The following is a 20,607-nucleotide window of genomic DNA, read 5'->3' on the forward strand; positions in this document are numbered from 1 at the left end:
CGCGGGAAAACCTGTCGGGGCGCTTGCGCCGCGTGCGGGATCGCGGTGGATTCGATCCGGCCGGCGGCGATGCCGGCCTCGATACGAACCTCAACGCACACGCGTAGAACGCGCGACCTTACACGGCCGGCTCGCGGCAGAACACGAACATCGGGCTGGTGTGGTGATAGGCGTCGCCCGGCTCGGTATCGATGTCCACCAGTTCGAGCGCGTAGTCGGACTTGCGCAGGAACGCGCGGTAGCCATGGGGATGGGTCGCCTGCACGCCGGCCTGGAACGGGTGCCGCAGATCGCCGAACAGCTCGGCGATGATCGCGCGCGGCGGCGCCTCGGCCAGGGTCCGGCGCGCGCCCGCGAGCGCGTCCACTTCGGCGCCCTCGATATCGAGCTTCCAGATCTCGAACGCGCCGTGGGCGTCGCGCAGCGCGTCGATCGTGGTGGTACCCACCTCGATGCGCTGATGCTGGTCGCCGAAGATGTACGGGAACAGCGCGAGCACCTCGTCCTTCAGGCTCGATCCCTGGTTGTGCGCGAGCGAGATCGTCATCGCGGCCTGGCCGATCTCGCCCGAGATCGCCTGGTCGACGGCCACCACGCGCCCGGCCGGCAGCGTCGCGAGCCGCGCGAACAGCTCGGGGATCGGCTCGGCCGCGATCACGCGGCGCGCGCCGGTTTCGAGCAGTTCGAGCGCCGTCACGCCGATGTTCGCGCCGGCGTCGAGCACCTGGTCGCCGGGCTGCACGAAGCGCTCGAACAGCGCGCGGTCCACGTCGCCCTGCGGGTAGCGAAGGTCGAGCAGCAGCGACGCCGCGTAATAGCGTTCGTGCCGGTGGGACAGATCCAGCGTGATGGGAATCGCGCCGATCTCGAAGCTGACCTTGCCGCTGTCGCGGATGTTGGCCTCGATTTCCGTGTGCAGCATTTCCCGCTTCGACATGGTGCGCTCTTCGGTTGGATGAAGGCGCACATTATGCCGTACCCGCCGCGCCGCCCGGGCGGCGCGGCTTGGGCGGCGAGGCAGCGAGGGGCGGCTCAGGCGGTGAAGCCGGCCACCGCATGCGGCACGTAGGGTGCCTCGAGCGCCTCGATTTCCTCGTCGCCGAGCTTCAGCTCGAGCGCGGCGAGCGCGTCGGTCAGGTGATGCGGCTTCGAGATGCCGACGATCGGCGCCGTCACCGGGCTCTTTTGCGCGACCCAGGCCAGCGCGACCTGCGCACGCGGCACGTTGCGCGCGGCGGCGATCTTCGCCACCGCTTCCACCACGGCCTTGTCCGCCTCGGCAGTGGCGTCGTAGAGGCGCGTGCCGAAGTTGTCGCTTTGCTGGCGCTCGGAGGTCTCGTCCCAGTTGCGGGTCAGGCGGCCGCGCGCGAGCGGGCTCCACGGAATCACGGCCACGCCCTGCTCGGCGCACAGCGGCAGCATCTCGCGCTCTTCCTCGCGGTAGAGCAGGTTCAGGTGGTTCTGCATGCTGACGAACTCGGTCCAGCCGTTCAGGCGCGAGGTGTAGAGCGCCTTCGAGAACTGCCACGCTGCCATCGACGACGCGCCGATGTAGCGCGCCTTGCCGGCCTTCACCACGTCGTGCAGCGCTTCGAGCGTTTCCTCGATCGGCGTGGCCGGATCCCAGCGATGGATCTGGTACAGGTCGACGTAGTCGGTGCCGAGCCGCTTCAGGCTGTGGTCGATCTCGGTGAAGATCGCCTTGCGCGACAGGCCTCCGCCGTTCGGGCCGGGCCGCATGCGGTTGAACACCTTGGTGGCGATCACCACGTCGTCGCGCTTCGCGTATTCGCGCAGCGCGCGGCCGACGATCTCCTCGGAGGTGCCGTCCGAATAGGTGTTCGCGGTGTCGAAGAAATTGATGCCGGCCTCGATCGCCGCGCGGATGATCGGGCGGCTCGGCTCCTCGGGCAGCGTCCACGGATGGGTGCCGCGCGCCGGTTCGCCGAACGTCATGCAGCCGAGCACGAGCTTCGACACTTCCAGGCCCGTGGTCCCGAATTTCACGTATTCCATTTCTCCACTCCTCCATCAGGTTGATTCGCCGGTCGGCTTGCACCGGTTTTTCGATTGGCTTACGACGGCGGGTGCTGCGCCGCGTGCCGATGCCAACGGGACAGGATTGTCGCCCATCTCGGGGGAGGCTGCTGTGAGGCCGCGCGCGGAGCGCCGCGTCGTGGCCGCGTTGTGGTCATGCGGTGCTCATGCGGTGTCACGCTAGGCATCGCGATACCCCGGCGGATTCGTCTCCGAGCGCGGCAGCGCCTCGTCCGCGAGCCCCCAGCGCGCCAGCGCCGCGCGATACTGGCCGCCCGCGATCAGGCGGTTGGTGGCCGCCGTCAGCACCGACGCGAGGCCGCCGCCCTTGCGCGTGGCGATCGCCACGTCGGCGCGCTCGGGCCAGCCCGCGTTCACCGTGCCGACCAGGCGGATCGTGTGCTGCGTGGCCGCCTCGTAGGCGAGCGGCGCGTGCGGGTTCAGCACCGCGTCGGCACGCCCCGAGCCGAGCGCAAGCAGCGCCGAGGCGGCATCGTCGAAAACCAGCAGCGTGGCCGGCTTCAGCCCGTGCGCCTCGTTCTCGCCGCTCCAGGCCAGCAGGATGCGCTCCTGGATCGTGCCGGAGCTGGTGATGATGCGCAGCCCGGCGATGTCGCGCGGCCCGCGGATCGCGGTGATCGGGCTCGCGCTCGGCACGTAGAACGCGTGCAGGCCGAGCCGGTAGGTGCTGAAGTCGAACTTGCGCTTGCGCTGCTCGGTCACGCCGACGTTCGAGATCACCGCGTCGAACTTGCCCGACGCGAGCCCGAGCGGCCAGTCGGGCCACGCCACCACCACCGGCGCGAGCGTCAGGCCCAGCGCGTCGGCGAGCAGGTGCGCATGGTCCGGGTCCGAGCCGACCAGCGTGCGCGCGTCGCTCGCATAGGTGGCGATCGGCGGCGCGAACGGCGACACGGCCACCGTCAGCGCGCCGGGCGTGACGAGCCGGTAGCCGGACGCGGCGAGCGCGGCCCGCGCGGCCGGATCGGCGGGCGCGCGAATCCGCCCGCGCTGTGCGGGGCTGAAATCGAAGGCCGGCGGCGGCGTGTCGGGCGAAGGTGATGGCGATTGCGATGGCGAGGCGGCAGCGGCGAAGCCGTCGCGCCACGCCGCCGCCGTGAGGGTCCAGGTGCCGAGTTGCGCGAGGAATTGTCTGCGTCGGGTCATGGGTGGTCCTGCGTCGTGCTGGGTGGTTCCGCAGGGTCGCGGCGCGAAGCCGTGGCGAAGGCGGCGCGCCGCTGCCGGAGCGGCTGTCGCCGCCGAGTGTAAGCAATGCACGCGCGTTCGCGAACGAGGCGATCCGGGAATCCTTATCGCGGGACGTGCGCAAGCGGCGCGGCGGCGCCGGACCGGCGTGTTACGCTGCGTGGCGCGCCGCATCGCCGGCCGCGTCGATCCCGATACCCATCAAAATCATCAGAACAACACGAGACCCGATAACCATGATCGCCAACCTGCTGACCGGCCTCGTCGCCGCCATCCACGTCTATATCGTCGTGCTCGAAATGTTCCTGTGGACCACGCCGAAGGGCCGCCGCGTGTTCGGCCTGACGGCGGACTTCGCGCAGCAGACGCGCGTGCTGGCCGCCAACCAGGGGCTCTACAACGGCTTCCTCGCGGCGGGGCTGATCGCCGGGCTCGTGTCGGCCGAACACGGCCACGCGTTCAAGCTGTTCTTCCTGATCTGCGTGATCGTGGCCGGCGTGTTCGGCGCGGCCACCGCGAGCCGCCGCATCCTGTTCGTGCAGGCGCTGCCGGCCGCGATCGCGCTGGCCGCGCTGTTCGCGAACGTCTGACGCAAGGCCGCGGTGCCTGATGCGCCGCGCGCTCGACCTCCACGCACGAACGCGACGGCACCACGCCGTCGCGCCGCTCGCCTGATCGGCCCGACTGAGGCACGCAGCACCGCCTGCGTCACGACATCGGGCAACATCGCAGGCAACACTCCCGCTTGCATCGCGCCTAGGCGCCGATAAAAACCGCATTCGTTCCGCCGTCTCCACGAGACGCATCGAGACGAAACGAATCGCAGCACCCCGCGACCTCCCGCTCGCGACGCCCCTCCCTCCGCACGCCCTCGCCTCGCCCCATGCCATACCTTCGTCTATCTGTGCGCCCGCGATAGCGGTCGATACGATGGGTTCCATGGAGCGCCGGACCACACGAGCCGACCACCGCCGTGTTCAACCACTTAGCGAGAATGCCATGTCCTTTCCCCTGTCTCCCGCCCAGGTCGCCCAGTTCGAAGCCGACGGATTCCTCGTCATTCCCGACCTGCTCGACACCGAGGCGGTCGCCTCGATGCAGGCCGCCATCGACGAGATCATCGCCTCGGCCAACGATCTGCGCGAAGTCGCCGAACTCGAGCCGAGCGATCCCACCGTGATCCGTCGCATCTGGCAACCGTCGAAGCGCCACGCCGCGTTCCGTGCCGTGCAGGAGAACTCGCGCCTGCTCGATCATCTCGAGTCGCTGCTCGGCCCCGACATCGTGTTCCACCACAGCAAGCTCAACATGAAGGGGCCGCGCGTCGGCTCGCCGGTGGAGTGGCACCAGGATTTCTCGTACTACCCGCACACCAATTCGAAGCTGATCGCCTGCCTCGTCTACCTCGACGACGCGTCCGAATCGAACGGCTGCCTGCGCGTGCTGGCCGGTTCGCACAAGGCGCAGATCTACGACCACTCCGAGAACGGCTTCTTCCGCGGCAAGGTCGGCATCGACAAGCTGCCGCCCGGCTGCGTGGAAAAAACCGCGGCGGGCCGCGCCGGCAGCGCCGTGTTCCTGCACTGCCGCGTGCTGCACCGCTCCGACCCGAACCATTCGGACCGCTACCGCCGCTGCTTCATCCCGGCCTACCGCGCCGCCGACGCGCTGCCGATCTACTACGGCCCGCACGCCGCGCACAACGAGGCCGGCACCTATCTGCTGCGCGGGCAGCAGCGCCGCTTCGTCACGAGCGAGGCGGGCACCTGGCCGATGCCGATCACGGAGAAGGCGTTCAACTCGCTCTACGCGCTGCAGCAGGGTGAGCACACGCTCGACCAGCCGCTGCACACGGTGTCGAGCGGCTACGCCACCCAGCCCCACCAGCCCGCCACCCACCAGTAACGGGGTCGCCATGAAACCGCACCTGCTCGTGATGAATCGCTGGCCGCAATACCGCAACGGACATCCGTGGGATCACGAGCTGTGCCGGCATGACGAAATCATCCCGTCGCGCTACGCGGTCAGCTATCTCTGCGACGAGGAAGGCAGCCGCGGGCTGCCGCTCGGCCAGGATCCGGCCCGCGTCTATCGCGTCGACGATTTCCTCGACACCGAGTCGCTCGCCGCGCAGGTCAGGCGCGCGATCGTCGAGCACGGCCCGGTCTCGCACCTGCTGGCGTTCTCGGAGTACCTGCTCGATCCGGCCGCGGCGATGCGCGAGCGCTTCGGCATTCCCGGCCAGAGCCGCGCCGAGGTCGACCGGTTCCGCGACAAGACGCTGATGAAGCGGATCCTGCAGGCGGCCAACCTGCGCGTGCCGCGCTGGTTCGCCTGCACCACGCCCGGCGAGACCGAGGCGCAAGCGCGCGAGCTGGGCTTCCCGCTGATCCTCAAGCCGATTCGCGGCGCGTCGAGCAAGGGCGTGCAGAAGCTGGCCTCGATCGACGCGCTGCGCGGCGCGCTCGCCACGCTGGATCTCGATCAGTACGAGATCGAGGAATACATCGACGGCGAGATCCTGCACGTGGACGGCGTACTCGACCGCGCGGGCCGCTGCATGTTCCTGAGCGTGAGCCGCTACCTCTCGTCCTGCCTCGATTTCGAGGCCGGCGTGCCGCTCGGCTCGGTGATCCAGACCGACACGCCGCTGGCCCGCGCCTGCCGCGCGTTCGCGCTGGCCTGCCTGCGCGCGCTCGACCTGCGCGGCTCGGCGTTCCATCTCGAACTGTTCAGCCGCCACGGCGAGCTGGTGTTCCTCGAGATCGGCGCGCGCGTGCCCGGCGCCGACGTGCCCTACACGGTCGACCGCGCGTTCGGCATCAACCTGTTCCGCCTGTGGGTGGACGCCGCGCTCGACCTGCCGCCCTCGCTGCCGGTGGTGTCGCCGCCGCGCAGCGCCGGCTGGGTGACCATCCCGCGGCCCACGCCGCTGCCGCGCCGGGTGGTCTCGGCGGGCTCGCTGCTGGGCCGCGTGCCTGGCCTCTATCGCGAACTGATCCCGGCGCCCGGCGACCTGCTGACCGATACCGGCGGCGGCTACACGCACCTGCAGGGCGGCCGCTTCCTGATCGAGGGCGCCAGCGAGCGCGACGTGCTCGCCTCGATCCGCGAGATCGTCGCCCGCTACGAACTGAGCACCACTCCCGTTTCAGCCGCCTCTGTCGATTTTCACCAGGAGACTTCCATGCGAACGCTTACCCATGCCGAACTGCTTGCCAAACGATGCGTCGTCTTCGCCGAGGGCTGCTTCGGCCTCTTCACCAGCAAGGTGGCCGCTTCCTACCTGCGCTACCGGCCGGACTCGGCGCTGGCCGTGATCGACAGCACCCAGGCCGGCAAGCGCGTGAGCGACGTGATCGGCTACGGCGGCGAGATCCCGGTGGTCGCGAGCGTCGAGGAAGCGCTCGCGGGCAAGCCCGAAGTGCTGCTGATCGGCAAGGGGCTGCATTCGGCGCAGCTGCCGCCGGGCTGGAAGGTGCCGCTGCTCACCGCGATCCGCAGCGGCCTGCACGTCATCAACTGCATCCACTTCCGGCTGCGCTCGGACCCGGACCTGGCCGCCGCGATCGACGAGGCCGGCATCACGGTCTGGGAAACCAAGGAGCCGGTGCCGCTCGAACTGAACAAGGCACGCGTGCTGGCGCTGCCCTGCTTCGTGGCCCACACCTGCGGCAGCGATTCGAACATCGGCAAGAAGACCGCGGCGCTCGAAATCAGCCTGGAAGCGAACCGGCGCGGCATCCGCACCGGCTTCGCCGCCACCGGCCAGACCGGCATGCTGATCTCCGGCACCGGCATCGTGGTGGACTGCATCCCGAGCGACTTCGTGGCGGGCGCCGCCGAGAAGGTGGTGCTCGACGCGGCCGAGGGCAACGACTGGGTGGTGCTCGAAGGCCAGGGCTCGCTGAACCACATCGGCGCGAGCGGCATCGCGCTGGCGCTGCTGCACGGCGGGCTGCCGCATGCGCTGATCTTCTGCCACCGGCTCGGCCTCGAACGCACCAAGGTGTGGGACACCAAGCTGCGGCCGATCCCCGAGCTGATCCATCTGAACGAGGCGCTCACGGTGTTCGAGCGGCCGGCCAAGGTGGTGGCGATCAGCGTGAACAGCGCGGGCCTCAGCGACGCCGAGTATCGCGCCCAGGCCGACGCGCTGGCGCGCGAGACCGGCCTGCCGGTGGTCGATCCGTGCCGCGACGGCGCCGGCCTGCTGGTGGATGCGCTGCTGGCCTACCAGAAGACGCTGGAAGCCGCCCCGCACGCCGAAGAGGTGACGCAATGAAAGACGCCGTGATCCTGCTGATGCATCAGGGCAACTCGTTCGTGCAGGAGCTGGCGGCGCTGCTCGCCACGCGCGATCTCGCGCTCGTGGCGGTCAGTTCGAAGCCCGCCGACACGGCCGTGTTCGAGCGCAACCAGGCGTTCCTCGACGGCTGGCAGCTGACCGATTCGGCCGAGCTACGGCCGGCCGACGTGACGACCGCGGCACAGCACTTCGAGCAGGCCGGCTACCGGCTGCGCGCCGCCATCGCGACCTTCGAGGGCTACCGGCTGCTGATGGCCGAGCTGAACGCCACGCTCGGCGCGCGCGATGCATCCGCCGCATCGCTCGCGCTCGCGCTCGACAAGTTCCGCTGCCGCACCTTCCTGCGCGAGGCGGGCCTCAGCGAGGTGGCCTGCGAGCTGATCGAGACCGGGGCGGCGGTGCCCGACCTGGACCCGTCGCGCCGCTGGTTCGTCAAGCCGGTGCGCGGCGCGGCCTCGTTCGGCTGCTTCATCCTGGCCCATCCCGACGACCTTCGCGACCTGCCCGAGATGCAGGCGCAGATGCACAACGACGGCAAGCTGTCGTCGATCTTCATGGGCAAGTTCGGCTTCTTCGCCGAGGAGTACGTCGAGGGGCCGGAGTTCAGCTTCGAGATCGCGGCGGCGGACCGCCCGCGCGTGGTCTGCGTCCACGAGAAGGCGCGCGTCGAGCGCCTGCAGCGCACCACGCTGGAGAGCATGTCGATCTCGCCGCCCGTGAGCCTGCCCGAGGCCACGCTGCGGGAAGGCGCCGCGTTCGTGTCCGAGTGCCTGAGCCGGATCGGGCTCACCAACGGCGCGTATCACGTCGAGATGAAGTACTGGGAGGCGCGGCGCCGCTGGGAAATCATCGAGATCAATCCGCGCATGGGCGGCAGCCTGATCAACGCCAGCACCGAGCGGATCACCGGCGTGTCGATGCTCGAACTGTGGCTGCGCTCGCTGCTGCTGCGCGACGCGGCCGGGCTGGCCGGCTTCCACGGCTTCGTCGACGGCGTCGCGCAGGCGGGCCGCGCTGCCGCCGAGAACGGCGAGCGCGCCACGGTGTTCGTCAGCAAGTACGGCCAGAAAGGCCGCACGGTGGCCTCGATCGAGTACGACGCCGGCGGCCGCACGCCCGACGTGCTCGAACTGCACGTGAAGGCCGGCGCGACGCTCGAGAACTCGGACCGCGCGATCTGCGTGATGGACGCGCTCTGGGAAGTCGATCGCGCCTCGCTCGCGCAGTCGGTCGAGGCGATCGAGCAGGAATCGGACGAACGCTTTCACATCACGTACCAGTGACGGTACCGGCGGTCCGGGCAGCCGCCGCCTGACGGCGGCCGTCCGGCGGTTGGCTCCCCTTTGTCGGAGACGCTCATGGCAGATCTGTCCCATCCGGCTTTCGACGCCCATCTCGGCGGAAAGCTCGAAGTCGTCGGCCGGGTTCGCATCGACACGCGCGAGGATCTCGCGCGCGTCTATACCCCCGGCTTCGCCCACGTGGCCGCCGCGATCCATCGCGACCCGGCGCTGATCCGGCGCTACACCATCCGCCAGAACACGGTCGCCATCGTCACCGACGGCACCGCCGTGTCGGGCATCGGCAACGTCGGCCCGCACGCCGCGCTGCCGGTGATGGAAGGCAAGGCGCTGGTGTTCCGCCGCTTCGCCGGCCTCAACGCGGTGCCGATCTGCCTGGCCACCACCGATCCCGACCAGATCGTCGAGACCGTCGAGCGGATCGCCCCGGCGTTCGGCGCGGTGATGCTGGAAGACATCTCGGCGCCGCGCTGCTTCGAGATCGAGACGCGCCTGCACGAGCGGCTCGAGATCCCGGTGATGCACGACGACCAGCACGCCACCGCGATCTCGGCCGGCGCGGCGCTCGTCAACGCGCTGAAGCTGGTGGGCAAGCGCGCCGAGACCATCAAGGTGGTGATGGTGGGCGCGGGCGCGGCCGGCACCGGCTGCGCGAAGATGTTCCTGAACCTCGGCGTGCGCCGGCTGATCGGCTGTGACCGCGCCGGCGCGATCCATCGCGGCCGCACCGACCTGAACGACGCGAAGGCCTGGTTCGCCCGGCACGCGAACCCGGATCAGGAAACCGGCTCGCTGCGCGAGGTGCTGGCGGGCGCGGACGTGTTCCTCGGCGTGTCGGGGCCGGGCGTGGTCACGGCCGACGAGATCCGGCTGATGGCGCGGCGCCCGATCATCTTCGCGCTCGCCAACCCGCAGCCGGAAATCATGCCGGCCGACCTGCACGACATCGACGCGATCGTGGCCACCGGGCGCAGCGACCTGCCCAACCAGATCGACGGCGGGCTGGCCTACCCGGGCCTGTTCCGCGGGGTGCTGGACGTGGGCGCGGCGAAGTTCTCGGAGGCGATGAAGCTGGCCGCCGCGCATGCGCTGGCCAGGCTCGTGGACGGCACCGCGCTCGAGGCCGGACGCATCGTCCCGGACATCTTCGACGAACGCGTGATGCCGACCGTGGCCGCGGCCGTCGCGGCGGCGGCCACGCCCACGGCTCGCGCCGCCTGACGCGAGGGCCTTGCCGCGATGCCGCCTCGCGTTGATTCTGTTCGCGCCGCCGCCGTGCGATGCGTGTCGCGCCGTTCAGGCCGCCAGATGGACGCGGGCCTTGTCGAGCACCACCTGGCGCAGCTGCTCCAGCGCCGGCGACATGCGGGTCCGGCCGTCGTGCAGGCACAGCTCGACGGCCGGCAGCCCGGGCAGGCCCTCCGCCTCGCCGAGCCGGCGCAGCGTGGGCGGAATCCCGGCGGCGGTGCGCAGCGTGATGCCGAGCCCCGCCTCCACGCCGGCCCACAGGCTCTGCAGGCTCGCCGTGGTGTAGGCGAGGCGCCACGGGATCTTGGCGTCGTCCAGCGCCTGCACGCCGGCGCGGCGGAACTGGCACGGCGCGTTGTAGAGCGCGAGGTCGAGCGGGCGGTCGGGCCGCGGCGGCGCCGCGCCGTGGTTCGGCCCGATCCAGGCCATCGGCAGCGAGGCGATGTGCTGCGCGTCGGCGCGCGTGGGATGGCCCATCGCGAGCGCGAGATCGAGTTCGCCCTTGTCGAGCCGCTCCAGCAGCAGCCGGTTCGGCTCGACGGCGATCTCCACGCGCACCGCCGGATGGCTTTTCTTGAAGTCGCCGAGCACGGCGGGCAGCCAGGTTTCGGCGAAATCGCTGGGCAGCCCGAAGCGCACGCTGCCTTCGAGCGCGCTGCCGCGCACCGAGAGGATCGCCTCGTCGTTGAGGTCGAGGATTCGCCTGGCGTAGGAAAGAATCACGTCGCCCGCCTCGGTCAGCACGAGCCCGCGGCCCTGCCGGCGAAACAGCGGCAGCCCGACCTGTTCCTCGAGCTTGCGGATCTGCTGGCTGATCGCCGATTGCGATCGCCCGACCCGTTCCGCCGCCCGATTCAGGCTGCCCAATTGATGCGCGACCAGTAATGTGCGCATCACATCCATATCGAGATTCGGCAGCGACATGATTCAGTTTTTCCACAGAGTCGATGAAGAATTATCGCATTTCTTACGGGCCGGGTTGGCTACCATTCCGGTTGCGATTCGCACCACCGGCCCTTACCGGCCGGCGCTTATCGATTGGTGATGGAAACGGAATAATGCCGAACCCGAAATCATTATGGAGCCCGCATATGCTCAAGAAAACTGAATGGTCGTTGCCACGCGGCGCGCTGGCCGTGCTCGCCTGCGCCTCGCTCGCGATGCCGCTGCGCGCCATGGCCGACGGCGCCACGGCCGCGCTGGCCGGCACCTGGACGCTGGTCGCGGCCGATGTGGAACACCCCGACGGCACGCGCGGCCGCGATTATGGCGCGGCGCCCTCGGGGCTGCTGATGATCGACGGCGAAGGCCGTTATTCGCTGCAGATTTTCAAGCAGGAACGCGAGCGTTTCGGCACCGGCGACAAGGCGACCGGCACCGCCGCCGAATACAAGGGCGCGGTAATGGGTTCGAGCACGCATTTCGGCACGCTCGAAATCGATCCGGCCGCGCATACCCTGGTTTTCCATATTCAGCATGCGTCGTTTCCGAATTGGGAAGGCGCGGCACAGAAACGGACTTACGAAATTCGCGGTAACGAATTGAGTTATCGCGTGGTGGCCCGTCCGAACGGCGATGTGCCGATCTCGGTCTGGAAGAAAGTGGATTGACGCGGTTTCCGGCGGCGCGCGCCGGGCGGGCGGCATCGGTCTTGCCTCGCCTCCGCTCCCGTCGCGCCGCCGGCGCCGCCCTCACCCTGACGAGCTGACATGGCAACGCTCTCATCGACCCCGTGGGAATGGGCCTGGGTGCCCATCGTGCTGTGCGCCGCCTTCGGGCGCACCGTGCGCAATGCGGCGCAGCGCAGCCTGACCGAACAGGCCGGCACGCTGCCCGCCACGCTGGTGCGATTCCTCTACGGGCTGCCGTGCGCGCTCGTCTGGCTGCTGCTGCTCGAACACCTGGGCGGCGGCGCGCTGCCCGGCGTGACGCCGGTCTGGGCCGGCTGGCTCACGCTCGGCGCGGTCGCGCAGCTGAGCGCCACCGCGCTGCTGCTGATGGCGATCCGGCATTGCAACTTCGTGGTGGCCGTCACCTACTCGAAGACCGAGCCGGTGCAGGTCGCGCTGTTCTCGCTGCTGTTCCTCGGCGAGCTGCCCGGCGAGTACTCGATCCTCGGCATGCTGATCGCGATGGCGGGCGTGGCCCTGCTGACGTTTCCGCGCCGCGAGCAGCGCGCCGCCATGGCCGGCAGCTGGCTCGGCCGCTCGACGCTCTACGGGCTCGGCGCGGGCGCGCTGTTCGCGCTGATGGCGGTGGGCTATCGCGCCGCCGCGCTGCACCAGCCGCACGTCACGCCCTGGCTGAACGGTGCCTGGGGCGTGCTGTGGGCGCAGGCGATCCAGACGGTGCTGCTCGGCGGCTACCTGCTCGCCACCAATCGTCCGGGGCTGCTCGTGATCCTGCGCGTCTGGCGCTTCTCGACCATGGTCGGCACGGTCGGCGCGCTCGCCACCATCGGCGAGCTGACCTCGCTGGCGCTGCACGGCGCCACCGACGTGCGCACCCTGGGGCTGATCGAGGTGCTGTTCAGCTATCTGGTTTCGCGCCGCTTCCTCCGCGAGAAGCTCGGGGCGATCGAGGGCTGGGGCATCGCGCTCGTGACCTCGGGGCTCGTGGTGGTCTGCGCGCAGTGGTAGCCGCGCGCCCTCGCGCGCCGTCGCGGTACGCCTTACCGCCCCCCTCAGGAGATGATCGATGATGCCAAGCCTCAAGTTTCGCGAGCTGAAGGCCACCCCGGTGCGCCTGCCGATGTCGAACCCGATCCGCACCGCCAGCGGCACGATCGCCGATGCGCCGTTCGTGCTGATCGACCTGCATACCGACCAGGGCGTGAGCGGCCACGCCTACCTGTTCGTCTTCACGCCGCTGGTGCTGAAGGCGCTGACCACGCTCATCACGCAGCTCAGCGAGCGCCTCGAAGGCAAGCCGCTCGCGCCGCTCGACACGCGCGACGCGCTCGAATCGCAGTTCCACCTGGTCGGCAACACCGGGCTCGTCAGCATGGCGATCGCCGGCATCGAGATGGCGCTGTGGGACGCGCACGCGCGCGCGCTCGGCGTCCCGCTGGTGCGCGCGCTGGGCGGCACGCCGCAGCCGGTGCCGGCCTACTCGAGCATCGGCATGCTCGGCGCCGAGGCCAGCTGCCGGCTGGCCGAGCAGTCGGTCGAGCGCGGCTTTCGCGCCATGAAGATCAAGATCGGCCACATCACGCTCGAGCAGGACCTGGAGGTGGTGCGGGCCGTGAAGGCGGTGCTCGGCGACCGCTCGATGCTCTGCATCGACTACAACCAGGGCCTGACGGTGGACGAGGCGGTGCGCCGCTGCCGCGCGCTCGACGAGCTCGGCCTGGGCTGGATCGAGGAGCCGACCCGGCAGGACGACTACGCCGGCCACGCCCGCGTGGCGGCCGCCGCCGCCACGCCGATCCAGATGGGCGAGAACTGCTTCGGCATCCACGAGCTGGCCAAGTGCATCGCCGCCGGCGCGTCCGACCTGCTGATGTTCGACCTGATGAAGATCGGCGGCGTGTCGCGCTGGCTGCAGGGCGCGGCGCTGGCCGACGCCGCGTCGCTGTCGGTCAGCACCCACAACTACCAGGAGATCAGCGCGCACCTGATGGCCGTCACGCCCACCGCGCACTGGCTCCAGTACTACGACTATGCCGACCTGGTGCTGCGCGAGCCGATGCGCATCGTCGACGGCAACGCGATCCCGAACGAGACGCCCGGCAACGGCATCGACTGGAATCCCGAGGCCGTCGCGCGCTACCGGGTCCAGTGAGGCGACGAGTCGAATGAGGCGCGCGGCTCGAATCACGCGCACGGGCCGCGCCGCCTCGTGGTGCAGACGCGGCCCGTGGCGCGACGGCGGATGAATCACGGCAGGCAAAAAACTAAAAAATTAGACGGGACGTTCGGAAAAAAACCCAGGTGGGAATTCAGGGAGACGTTCAGGGAGACGTTCAGGCAGCAGTTCAGGCAGCAGTTCGGGCAGCAAGCGCCCGGCCGCGTGCAGGCAGGCGGCCGGGCGTTCGCTCGTGAGGTTCGCTGTCATGGGGATGGGGGACATGGAAGCACCGGGACCGGCCGCCGGCAGCCGCCGGGGCGGCCCGTGGTGCCGGGCCGGGATCGATGGCGGGCCGTCGAACGGCACGGCCCGCGGCGCCGGCTTGCGCGTGCGCCGGCGGCGCACGCGTGGCGCGTCAGGCCTCCTCCTTCACGGCCAGCCAGTCCGGCTCGACCTCGGCCGTGCTGGTGATGAGCCCCATGCCCCGTACCGCGGCCCTGGTTCGATTGGTTACGCCGAGCTTCTTGAACAGGATGCCGATATGCATCTTGACCGTGACGATCTCGATGCCGAGCAGATCGGCAATCGCCTTGTTCTGGTAGCCGTGGATGATGCAGACCAGAATCTGCTGCTGTCGCGATGACAGCTTGGGGACGTCGTAGCTGGACAGCTCCACCGCCTCGTCCTGCCGATACTCGCTGCGCTGGCCCGGGGTCGGCCTGAACCCGGTGGACGCTGCCGGCTGCGGCGAGCGCCGCGATCGGGAAGTGTCGTCGTGCTGCACGACACCCTCGCAATTCATCTCGAATTCGAATCGCTTTTCCACTGCTCTCTCCAGGTGGATCAAACGGAAACACGTCCAGCGTCGGGGCGGCTACATGGGCTGCCCGATTTATTCGTCGGCGGCTTCGACGACGTAATGCGCCGATGCCGTACTCTGGACGCCAAGCGCTTGGAACTGATCGAGAAAATCGGGAAACGAGCACGTCACGTCGCTGTAACCGTCGAGATTGCAGGCCTTGTCGAAACGCAGGGCCGCCACGAACAGCGACATGAAGTTGCGATGGTCACCCTGGCTGCTCAGCGACACGCCGCCGGCGTAACGCGCCCTGCCGCGCGTGACGAAGCCGTCGACGTGGCCGTCGGGGTGGTACAGGATCTCGATGTCCGCACCGAGCTTCAGCACCTCGGCCACCATCGACTCGATCCGAGACGACTTGTGGAAGCGCGTGACCGCCCCGCCGCGCACCGTGAACTTGCCCTTCACGAACAGGCTCAGCGCGACCAGCGTCGGGATGATGTTCGGCCCGTGGCTGACGTCGAATTCGAACTGCCCGTCCAGGCTGGCGGCGGTGCTGTCCACGTGCAGGACGCGGCCGGCCTCGTAGCGCATGGTCGCGCCGAGCGCCTCGGCGATCTCCACGAACAACTGCTCGCCCTGCAGCGTGGCCGCGTCGATGCCGGCGATCCGGTAGTGGCCCGGGAACAGCACGCAGGCCATCAGCAGATACGACAGCGACGTGAAGTCGGCGTTGATCTCGGTCTCGAACGGCTGGTAGGCGCCGGGATGCACACGATACGCGGAATAGTCGGGGCTCGCCTCCACGCCGATGCCGGCGAGGCGCAGGATCTCGAGCGTCTGCGCGATGTACGAGTTCGACAGCACCGGCGAGGTCATTTCGATATCGACGCTGTGCTCGCCGAACGGCGCGGCCATCAGGATCGCCGTGACGAACTGCGAGCTGATGTCGCCGGCCAGCTGGCAGCGCGTGCCCTTGAGCGCCTTGCCCCAGTTGATCACGGGCGCCTTGTCGTCGTCGCCGAGGAACGTGAAGCTCGCGCCCAGCGAATGCAGCGCATCGAACAGCGGCTTCATCACGCGGCGGCGCAGCGTGGCATCGCCCGTCAGGATGGTGGGAAAGCCACGCATGCAGTTCAGCGCCATCATGGTCCGGAACACCAGGCCGGAACCCTTGGCGTCGATCACGTGGATGTCGGTGCTGAAGCGGCCACCCGCGCCGGTGATCACCAGCGAAGCGTCGGTCTCCTCGATGATCGCGCCGAGCTTGCGGCACGCGGTTTTCATGGTTTCGGTCTCGAGGCAGCGAAGATCGTTATGGATGATCGACGTACCCGCCGCGAGCGTGGCGGCCAGAATCGCTCGTTGCGTTTCCGGCTTCGAGGCGGGAACGCGCATATCCCGCCCCAACTGTTTGATCGGTTCGACACGCAGATACATACCCTCTCCCATCGGATTAAAAACAGGGAATGCCGGAATGGCGGATCCATTCCGGGCACCGGCGCGGCCCGCGGCAAGGCTCGCGGTCGGCCACGCGCTCACGAAAGCCGGCAGTGGCCCGGCCGGCCGGACCGGCTTACGCCGCCGTCTTCTCCGTTGCCTTCAGCACCGTGTCTTCGTAGATCTCGCGGAAGAACATCGCGAGGATCTCCTGCACGTCGTCGATGTACTTGAACACTGCTTCGTAGTCGTCCTCGCTGAGGATCAGCTGGTTCAGGATCTTCCACATCTCCAGCGAGTGATCGTCGCGGGTGTCCACCACCAGATGCGCCTCCTGGCCCTTGATCAGGTCGTGGCCGAGCGTGGACTTCAGGTTCTTCACGATGTCCGGCTGCAGCTTGGCCTGCGTGTATTCGACCAGGTAGTTCGAGACCACCGGCGCCATCGGGTGTTCGTGTTCGAGGGTGTAATAGAAATAGCCTTCGAACAGCTTGGTCGAGAGGTACGGCTCGGTGTTGAGGATCTCCTCCATCGAGACGCCGGCGGCTTCGCAGTCGTGAATGTAAAGCTTGTCGTGCAGCATCTCGTCGGCCTGATAATGCGCGTATTCCTGTGCCGCGGCCGGCGAAATCTGGGCGATCTTATAGATCGCCTTCGACTGGCTCACTCGGGAAAGACGAATCCGCCAGACATGCTCGATCAGCGTGCGCCGGTAGTAATTCATGTTGATGGTTTTGTCTTTCATATGGGAGGCGTATGGCACCGACTGGCGCCAGGCTTCCATCTTCTTGTCGAGATAGCGGTCGATTCTCGATTTCCGCTCCAACCCCTCCGTATCGGAGAAGAACGGAGTCGGATGCTGAATGCCGGTGTGTTGAACGCGATTCATGGATAGCTCCAGGGGGACAAGCGAGGAAAGAAACAGCCGATGGCATGGGCAGCCGATGCGCATGGCGCGGCCTGTTACAACTTCATTGACACAGATCCCTCTCTCACGGACATCTGTTCTTTGAATTCGAGAAAAAACCGACTCTCGAGGGGAATTTTATAATTCACCGAATCACGAAAACCCGGAATGCCGTGCAATTGCCATAAAAAAATAACCGCAATTGCCTTTGCAACTATTACCGCCGTCCGTCGATTCGCTTAACATTCTTAATGCTCATAATATGTGAGCCTCACGATCGGAAAAGATATCCAAAGGTATATGTTCGATGTGCCGGGAAATACCTTGTAAACTTTTCCGAATTTCCTGAAACGAACAATTCCCGGCGCAATCTGCCATGCACGATAAATCGTGGAAAATTGCCGCGAAAGTCCACAAGCGCGCGCAGTGGCGGACCGGTAAACGGCATGGCGCGGCGCATCACGCGGGGCGGCGGGCGGAAGGGCCGCGGCGGGCGTGGCCATGACCTGGACGTCCTGTCGGACCGCATGGCGGGCCGCGTGTTTCCGAGGCCGCGCGACGGGGCCGGACGAGGCAGGCACGCGATGATCGGAGCGGGGAAACATGATGGCATGCTCGGGGTCGGAGGCGGCGCGCCGCCCAGCCACCGCGCATGCGGAGCGGGACGCAGCCGATGACCCGCACCGTGGCGGTGCGAAGCGAGGCAACCGGCATCCGCGCGGCGCGATCATGGCGCAGGCGAAGACAAAAGCGGATACGGCCCGATCGGCACGTGATCGGGCCGGCATGGCATGGGCGCTCACCATAGGGCCCCCGGTCTCTCGCGAACAGCGTGTCGTTATCGATGCAGATGCGCGCGGCGCAGTCGGCATGCTTGCCGCCCTTGCTCCCGGCCCCGCGACGCCCGCCCCCGTTGGCGTGTCCTGCCGGCTGCCGGAGACCGACCGTCATGGTTCCGGACCGCCGTGATCCATGGCCCGCGCGGCGCACGACGAGTCTGGCACTGACCCGTTGCGATCGCCCGGCCACCTGCTTCCACCATCGAACTTGATGCGCGCTTCGGCTATCCATGATTTCCCGAAGCGCGCCGCGCGGCGCGGCTTCGGTCACTCGGACCCGCGCCAGCGATTTTCTTTCCGCCCCTTTTCGTTCGTTACCGGCGGTTGGCATGTCTTGCGTCGAAGCATGGCGGCGGCCGCGGCGTCGGCATGCGCGACACGCGGCGGGTACGACGACTGCTCGACCGATTCGCCGCCTCCCATCCCGCGTGATCGCCCGGCCCCCGGCGCGCGGGTCCCCTCCAGCGCCGTCACGCGCCACCGGCGCGCGATCCCGCCATCGACCACGGACACCAGCGCGCCTTGCGCCGTCTTTTCGTTCGCACCGGGCGCGGTTTGCATAGCGCGATTCCTCGTTTGCGGCCGTCGCGCCGCTGAACAACAATCGAGCCCGACATTCACCGATCCCCATCCCGCTGCCGCGCTGGCCCGTCGCCGCCCGTGGTCCGGACTCGCCATCGAGCCGGCCGTCGCGCCGGCGACTACCGGCGCCGGCCGCCGCCTCGCTCCGGAGACGCGACGCATGCCCATCGAAAACTCACGCCCCCCACAGGCGCCCGCCTCGCCGTCGCGCCGCGGCGCACTGCGCCGTCTCGCCGCCAACGCGGCCGGCGGCGTCGGCGCCACGCTGCTGCCGACGCTGGCCCCCGCCGCGCCGCTCGAGGTCCCGCCCTGGACCCGCGAGCCCGGCGCCGCATTGCTTTCGCCGCCCTACGGCCAGCCGAGCCCGCACGAGGCCGACGTGATCCGCCGCAGCGCGCGGCCGGCCGCGATGCCGGGCTCGGGCTCGTCGATGACGCCGCTCGCCGAACTGCACGGCACGCTGACGCCGAACGGCCTCGTCTACGAGCGCCATCACGCCGGCGTGCCCGCGATCGACCCCGACCGGCACCGGCTCGCGGTCCACGGCCTGGTGCGCGAGGCGCGGCTCTACACGATGGACGACCTGCTGCGCTTCCCGTCCGAGACGCGCATCCACTTCCTCGAATGCTCGGGCAACACGCGCAGCGAATGGGCCGGCCCGAGCGGCCAGCCGGTGCAATACACGCACGGCCTGCTGTCGTGCTGCGAGTGGACCGGCGTGCGGCTCGCCACGCTGCTCGACCAGTCCGGCGTCGATCCGGCCGCGCACTGGCTGCTGGCCGAAGGCGCGGACGGCGCCGCGATGACGCGCAGCCTGCCGCTCGACCGGATCCTCGAACGCGCGCTGGTGGTCTACGCGCAGAACGGCGAGCGGCTGCGCCCCGAGAACGGCTACCCGCTGCGGCTGATCGTGCCCGGCTTCGAGGGCAACACCCACGTCAAGTGGCTGCGGCGCCTGAAGCTGATCGCGGCGCCCGAGATGACGCGCGAGGAAACCTCGAAATACACCACGCTGCTGCCGAACGGCTGCGCGCGGCAGTTCGTGTTCGAGATGGATGCGAAGTCGGTGATCACGCGGCCCTCGGCGGGCCACAAGCTGGCCGCGCGCGGCTACTACGCGCTGAGCGGCTACGCGTGGTCGGGGCGCGGACGGATCCGCCGCGTCGAGGTCTCCACCGACGGCGGCCGCAGCTGGCGCGAGGCGCGCCTGGCGGGTGCGCCGCACGATCGCGCGCTGACGCGCTTCGAGGCCGACTGGACCTGGGACGGCGGCCCGGCGAACCTGCAGAGCCGCGCGATCGACGAGACCGGCTACGTGCAGCCCACGCGCGAGGCGCTGGTGGCCGCGCGCGGCTTGAATTCCGAATATCACTACAACGGCATCCAGAACTGGCGCGTGGACGCAACCGGGGAGGTGCGCAATGCCTGAACGGATCGAACCTGAACGCGGCCATGACGATGGCCAGCGCGTATCCACGCCCGCGCGGCAGGCGGCCAGCCGCGACCGGAGGCGGCCGCGGTTCGCCGCCGTGCTCGCCGGGCTCGCGGCCTGCGCCGCGGTAGTCGATCTCGGCTGCACGAACGGCGCCGCCGGCACGTCCGCCGCCGCAGCCGCCGCTCATGCCGCCGCCGACACCACCACCGCCACGCCGGCCGCGCCGCGTCGATACGGGCTCGGCCAGCCCGTCACGGAGGCTTCGCTGGCGGCCTGGAACATCGACGTCGCGCCGGACGGCCGGGGCCTGCCGCCGGGCTCGGGCAGCGTCGCGCACGGCGGCCAGGTATACGCGCAGAAATGCGCGATGTGCCATGGCGCGAAGGGCGAAGGCGGCGCCGGCGACGCGCTGGTCGGCGGCATCGGCACGCTCGCGGACAACAAGCCGAAGAAGACGGTGGGCAGCTACTGGCCCTATGCGACCACGCTGTTCGACTACATCCGCCGCGCGATGCCGTACAACGCGCCGGGCTCGCTGAGCGCCGACGACGTCTATGCCGTCAGCGCGTTCCTGCTCAACCGCAACGGCATCGTGCCGGACGGCGCGACGCTCGACGCGACCACGCTGCCGCAAGTGAGGATGCCGAACCGCGACGGCTTCGTGCCCGATCCGCGCGGCCCCGGCAAGCTGTAGCGCGCGCTATCGCACCTTGGC

The 20,607-nt window shown here is 69.0% G+C and carries 18 protein-coding genes; 10 read left to right on the plus strand and 8 right to left on the minus strand.

From position 1 onward, the window contains the following. Positions 1 to 118: 118 nt before the first annotated feature. From BpN12_RS07590 to BpN12_RS07600, 3 genes are all read right to left on the minus strand, one after another. The gene (locus BpN12_RS07590) at positions 119 to 937 is read right to left on the minus strand and encodes an FkbM family methyltransferase (RefSeq protein WP_246791835.1); all 819 of its coding nucleotides are present in this window, start codon (positions 935 to 937) and stop codon (positions 119 to 121) included. A 95-nt stretch (positions 938 to 1,032) separates the two neighbouring features. Continuing rightward, entirely contained in the window at positions 1,033 to 2,016 is a 984-nt protein-coding gene (locus BpN12_RS07595) for an aldo/keto reductase (RefSeq protein ID WP_246791836.1), read from the minus strand. 201 nt (positions 2,017 to 2,217) lie between these two features. Then, positions 2,218 to 3,204 (minus strand): ABC transporter substrate-binding protein, encoded by a 987-nt coding sequence (locus tag BpN12_RS07600; protein WP_246791837.1) that lies wholly within the window; start codon positions 3,202 to 3,204, stop codon positions 2,218 to 2,220. Between the two features lie 275 nt (positions 3,205 to 3,479). Between BpN12_RS07600 and BpN12_RS07605 the strand changes: the two genes are divergently transcribed. The 5 genes from BpN12_RS07605 to BpN12_RS07625 all read left to right on the plus strand — a co-directional run bounded on the left by BpN12_RS07605 (position 3,480) and on the right by BpN12_RS07625 (position 10,074). After that, on the plus strand, positions 3,480 to 3,833 hold the full coding sequence (locus BpN12_RS07605) for a DUF1304 domain-containing protein (protein ID WP_171907257.1): 354 nt from the start codon (positions 3,480 to 3,482) through the stop codon (positions 3,831 to 3,833). A gap of 409 nt (positions 3,834 to 4,242) precedes the next feature. After that, the gene (locus tag BpN12_RS07610) at positions 4,243 to 5,148 is read left to right on the plus strand and encodes a phytanoyl-CoA dioxygenase family protein (protein WP_246791838.1); all 906 of its coding nucleotides are present in this window, start codon (positions 4,243 to 4,245) and stop codon (positions 5,146 to 5,148) included. A 10-nt stretch (positions 5,149 to 5,158) separates the two neighbouring features. After that, on the plus strand, positions 5,159 to 7,528 hold the full coding sequence (locus BpN12_RS07615; protein WP_246791839.1) for a DUF1611 domain-containing protein: 2,370 nt from the start codon (positions 5,159 to 5,161) through the stop codon (positions 7,526 to 7,528). After that, the gene (locus tag BpN12_RS07620) at positions 7,525 to 8,835 is read left to right on the plus strand and encodes an ATP-grasp domain-containing protein (RefSeq protein ID WP_246791840.1); all 1,311 of its coding nucleotides are present in this window, start codon (positions 7,525 to 7,527) and stop codon (positions 8,833 to 8,835) included. The genes BpN12_RS07615 and BpN12_RS07620 overlap by 4 nt, the downstream gene beginning before the upstream one ends. A 75-nt stretch (positions 8,836 to 8,910) precedes the next feature. Then, positions 8,911 to 10,074, plus strand: a complete 1,164-nt coding sequence (locus BpN12_RS07625; RefSeq protein WP_246791841.1) for an NAD(P)-dependent malic enzyme — start codon at positions 8,911 to 8,913, stop codon at positions 10,072 to 10,074. A 75-nt stretch (positions 10,075 to 10,149) separates the two neighbouring features. On the opposite strand, the gene BpN12_RS07630 is transcribed toward BpN12_RS07625, so the two are convergent. Further along, complete coding sequence (locus BpN12_RS07630; protein ID WP_246791842.1) at positions 10,150 to 11,025, minus strand: LysR substrate-binding domain-containing protein; 876 nt, start codon at positions 11,023 to 11,025, stop codon at positions 10,150 to 10,152. Positions 11,026 to 11,261: 236 nt separating this feature from the next. On the opposite strand from BpN12_RS07630, the gene BpN12_RS07635 reads away from it, so the two are divergent. The 3 genes from BpN12_RS07635 to BpN12_RS07645 all read left to right on the plus strand — a co-directional run bounded on the left by BpN12_RS07635 (position 11,262) and on the right by BpN12_RS07645 (position 13,884). Next, complete coding sequence (locus tag BpN12_RS07635) at positions 11,262 to 11,711, plus strand: lipocalin-like domain-containing protein (RefSeq protein ID WP_246794656.1); 450 nt, start codon at positions 11,262 to 11,264, stop codon at positions 11,709 to 11,711. 99 nt (positions 11,712 to 11,810) lie between these two features. Continuing rightward, positions 11,811 to 12,740, plus strand: coding sequence for a DMT family transporter (locus tag BpN12_RS07640; RefSeq protein WP_246791843.1), 930 nt, complete (start codon positions 11,811 to 11,813; stop codon positions 12,738 to 12,740). Between the two features lie 58 nt (positions 12,741 to 12,798). Then, positions 12,799 to 13,884, plus strand: a complete 1,086-nt coding sequence (locus BpN12_RS07645; RefSeq protein WP_246791844.1) for an enolase C-terminal domain-like protein — start codon at positions 12,799 to 12,801, stop codon at positions 13,882 to 13,884. Positions 13,885 to 14,305: 421 nt separating this feature from the next. On the opposite strand, the gene BpN12_RS07650 is transcribed toward BpN12_RS07645, so the two are convergent. From BpN12_RS07650 to BpN12_RS07665, 4 genes are all read right to left on the minus strand, one after another. Next, positions 14,306 to 14,716, minus strand: a complete 411-nt coding sequence (locus BpN12_RS07650; protein WP_246791845.1) for a helix-turn-helix domain-containing protein — start codon at positions 14,714 to 14,716, stop codon at positions 14,306 to 14,308. A 66-nt stretch (positions 14,717 to 14,782) separates the two neighbouring features. Beyond that, positions 14,783 to 16,129 (minus strand): 3-phosphoshikimate 1-carboxyvinyltransferase, encoded by a 1,347-nt coding sequence (locus BpN12_RS07655; RefSeq protein ID WP_246791846.1) that lies wholly within the window; start codon positions 16,127 to 16,129, stop codon positions 14,783 to 14,785. Positions 16,130 to 16,265: 136 nt separating this feature from the next. Beyond that, a complete protein-coding gene (locus BpN12_RS07660) occupies positions 16,266 to 17,018 on the minus strand; it encodes a hypothetical protein (RefSeq protein WP_246791847.1) in 753 nt (250 codons plus the stop codon). Positions 17,019 to 18,142: 1,124 nt separating this feature from the next. Continuing rightward, positions 18,143 to 18,436: a hypothetical protein gene (locus tag BpN12_RS07665; RefSeq protein ID WP_246791848.1), complete on the minus strand. Its 294-nt coding sequence runs from the start codon at positions 18,434 to 18,436 to the stop codon at positions 18,143 to 18,145. 181 nt (positions 18,437 to 18,617) lie between these two features. Here BpN12_RS07665 and soxC point away from each other — a divergent pair, with 181 nt between their 5' ends. Both soxC and BpN12_RS07675 read left to right on the plus strand, forming a co-directional pair. After that, positions 18,618 to 19,886 (plus strand): sulfite dehydrogenase, encoded by a 1,269-nt coding sequence (gene soxC, locus BpN12_RS07670; protein WP_246791849.1) that lies wholly within the window; start codon positions 18,618 to 18,620, stop codon positions 19,884 to 19,886. Beyond that, positions 19,879 to 20,586, plus strand: a complete 708-nt coding sequence (locus BpN12_RS07675; protein ID WP_425306252.1) for a c-type cytochrome — start codon at positions 19,879 to 19,881, stop codon at positions 20,584 to 20,586. The genes soxC and BpN12_RS07675 overlap by 8 nt, the downstream gene beginning before the upstream one ends. Positions 20,587 to 20,607 lie beyond the last annotated feature (21 nt).

It is taken from the genome of Burkholderia perseverans, assembly GCF_022870505.1.
Classification (GTDB): Bacteria; Pseudomonadota; Gammaproteobacteria; order Burkholderiales; family Burkholderiaceae; genus Burkholderia; species Burkholderia plantarii.